General features: G+C 60.0%; 2 protein-coding genes. Both read left to right on the forward strand.

The window, feature by feature from the left end:
• Window positions 1–392: 392 nt before the first annotated feature.
• Window positions 393–2,258: a conjugal transfer protein TraA gene (locus E5W87_RS18800; protein WP_367118838.1), complete on the forward strand. Its 1,866-nt coding sequence runs from the start codon at window positions 393–395 to the stop codon at window positions 2,256–2,258.
• Window positions 2,251–2,457: a hypothetical protein gene (locus E5W87_RS18805; protein WP_292400591.1), complete on the forward strand. Its 207-nt coding sequence runs from the start codon at window positions 2,251–2,253 to the stop codon at window positions 2,455–2,457. Before E5W87_RS18800 ends, E5W87_RS18805 begins: the two co-directional genes overlap by 8 nt.
• The last annotated feature ends 871 nt before the right edge of the window (window positions 2,458–3,328 follow it).

Raw genomic sequence — 3,328 nt, forward strand, 5'->3', positions numbered from 1 at the left:
CGCCAAGCCGATCTTGGCGGCCGAGACGCGGGCAGCAGCGGTGTCCCGTCCATTAGAAGCGCGGCTAGCGGCGGTTGCCCAGGGCAGCCAGTCCGCGGTTGTCAAAATGGCATCCTATGGCGCCGGCGCGAGGGTGGGGGCGATGCTGAATTATGTGTCGCGCGGCGGCGAGATCGCCGTCGAGAACGAGAACGGCGAGCGCATCAGGAGCCGCGAGGATCTAGCGCGGTTGCGGGGAGACTGGAACCATCTCTTCCAGAACCGCGCAGAGAGCCGCGATATCGGAAGCTTCACCGTAGAGATTGCGACTGCGGCGGTTTCGTCAGACGAAGCGATGCATGAGCTGGTCAGGAACAGTTTGACGAGCGCGTTCGGCGATCGCCGCTATGCTTATGCGGTCACGCGACCAGGCCGACGGCGCGCTGACGGTTCAAGGTGCGGTCGTGCTCAGAAGCGGGCAGGGCGAGCGGCTGACTGGCGACGACAAGGCCGCCAGCATCATTCAAGCGCGATATGACGCCAGTGCAGCCGCGCAAGGGGCAGCACGGTTCTCGTTCCAAGGCTACGGCAACGGTGTCGAGTATGGCGCCAGCAAATTGCGAAGTCTGGTTGAACGTCATGACGGCAACGTTCGCGACGACCGCGGCCAAATCGTTGGTGACGAAAAGCTCGCTGGCGATCTGGTGCAAAAGGAATGGCGCGGTGATCTGCACAGCCGCAAAGGCCGCGACGTGATGCACCTGATCATGTCGGCCCGGGCCGGCACGAACGTCGAGGCGTTTGAAAACGCTGCACACGACTTCCTTGCCGAGCAGTTCGCCGGCCATCGCTACGGGTTTGCCATGCATGATCCGGCCAATGATCCGAAGGAAGAAGGCGAGGGGGGCAAGCGGCCACATGTCCATGCTCACGCGATCATCACGATGCGATCGGAATCGGGCGATCGGATCGAGACGACCCCGCAGGTGTTTCGGGAGTGGCGGGCCACAATGGCTGAGAAGGCCCGCGCGCGGGGGATAGCGATGGAGATGACCGATCGTCGCGAGTTCGCCAGTCCGCCCGCCTTTACCCGCAATCAGGTGAGGCCGGTGAGCAGTGAAGGGCGGACCGAGCACGTCGGGACCAGCGAGGCGGCGCAGGGCCGGTACGATGCCAAGCGGGGCGGACGACGCAGTCTGGCGAAGGCCGAAAGGAGCCGGCAGTATGCCATAAAGGCAACGCAGAGTTGGCAGAAAATCGCGCTCGCCAGCGGTGATAGGCGTGTTGTTGCTTATGCAGAACAGCAGCGAGATCATTTGACAGCAAGCCTTTCGGCAGGTCAGGCGGAAGCGAGCGTAAATGTCGTCCATGCAGATTTCGGGTCAAAATTCCGCGCCAATCTGGTAACCTTGCAGAAAGTCGTTTTGGAGGGTCAGGAAATGCGCGAGACAACGCGGGCAGAGTTTGAAGCCTATGAAAAGAAGGTCGAGACCGCCTTGTTCCGGCTGGAGCGGAGCGTCGGTCCCGGCGAGCGAGACGATTTTGATGAAGTCGCGTCTGTTGCTCGCGAGCATGTGAACGGGCGACGCGAGCTGATGGAGCTTTACGAGATGAAGGGTCAGGCGGAGCAGGGAACTGCGACCGAGCGAAACGAAAGCCGGGAGCGTCGAGACGATGCGAATGAACAGTTAGATGCGGCAGTCGCCAAACACGGCGAGGCGGTTGTCGAGGCTGCAAATGACGTTCTTATGGACATCGAAACCAGTCGCGAGGGTTTGGATAGAATTGAGGCCGGTGAGCTTTCCAACGATCCAAGAGGATTCCGAGCTGATATTGAGCGCGGACTGGCTCGCGCGGCGGAGCTTGCCGTCCAGGGCAACACCTATATGCGCGAGGTAGCCGAGAAGGATCCGGACCTCAAGCGGCCTATCGAGGCGGCAGAGCAGTCCCAAGAGCGGTCGGCAGAAGAGCAGGGCAAAACCCCTGCAAATGTCGATGCCGTGACCGAACACCAGCGAGATCCTCGCCCCGAGGAGGCCGAGAGCCGGCCGGACGAACCCGCCGAGCGCGAGGCTCACGAACTGGCGTCGACCGTAGATCCTACAAATCGGCTGCAGGATAAGTTAAACAGCGACAAGGAGGCCGCACAACGCGGCGGCGAGACAACGCGGACCGATCCGGCGCAACAGCATATTCCTCGCCTGGGAGTTGGAGCGCGAGGAATTGGAAAGAAGGGAACGCGACCGCGACGACCGGGACCGTTAGAGGATCATGTTTAATCGACAGGATTACGTTTACCAGAGCAGCGACCCGAAGGGTGACGAGGGGTTTGGCAAGTTATTTGCTATCATCATCTGTTTCGTTTTCTTCCTGGGCGCACTGCAGGTTGCTTATGAAACGGTGTCTGGCTGGTACGAAAACTTCGTGCAGTGGGGCAGCGAAATGCTAGCCTTTTTGGCCGGCTTTTGGCCGTTCTGATAGTTGCGGGCCCCTGGCGCTCAAGTCTTATGCAAGGATAAGAAATGGCAGACGGACCGAACCGGAATCCGGCTGCTGACGAAAAGCGCGAATTCGTGGTCTCGCCAGGCCCCATATCGCCGCTTACGTCGTGACGCCCGGCACGGTTCGCACCCTTCGGGTCCTGCATGGCGCTCAGATGTGGGCCAGACGAGATAGCCGCTGAGTAGTCTCCTTCCTCTTCCGAAGGAGGACGTCGGGCATACTTTCCAGCGCCGCTCCCTCCACGGGTTATCCACTGTGACTATGGACCCTCCAGCAGAAGTTCTACGTTTGAAACCACCGGCGCATAACCGCGTCGGATCTTGCGTGCCAGCCAGGCCTCGAGAATGCTGGCATCCACAGGAAGTAAGCGTGCGAAGCAACTCAAGGGCGAGGCAAGATCATTGTCTTCGCCCCTTGACCCAGTTGCTGCCGAGCTCAAGGACGATATGACCGAGACTGCGGATCCCGGAATGCGGACACCGCTTGGTTCGCGCTGGTAGCCATGCGACAATCTCTTTGATTTTTGGGGGCAGGGAATGGCTCTGCAACTTTGGATAAACGATTGCGGTCACTATTTCGTCGACACCAAGCTTGGCGGCATCCGGTTGGCCAAACTTGGTGCACGCCCTATGGCGACTGGGCAGTTGAAGTCAACGATGAGGAGCTTTCCGCCCCCGACTTTGAGGCTGCAAAGCGGCTGTTTGTCGACTTATATGATCCATCTCGAGTAATTGTGAGCCCATTCGCTGTTTCGGCCGAAGGGGACGGCTTGGAAGCGGATTTCCAAATCATCGACCTCCGCCGATAATAGCGCACACTGGCAAATTACCATGGCGCCCCCCGGCAC

This window comes from Mesorhizobium sp. (assembly GCF_004962925.1).
In the GTDB taxonomy this organism is placed as follows: Bacteria; Pseudomonadota; Alphaproteobacteria; order Rhizobiales; family Rhizobiaceae; genus Mesorhizobium.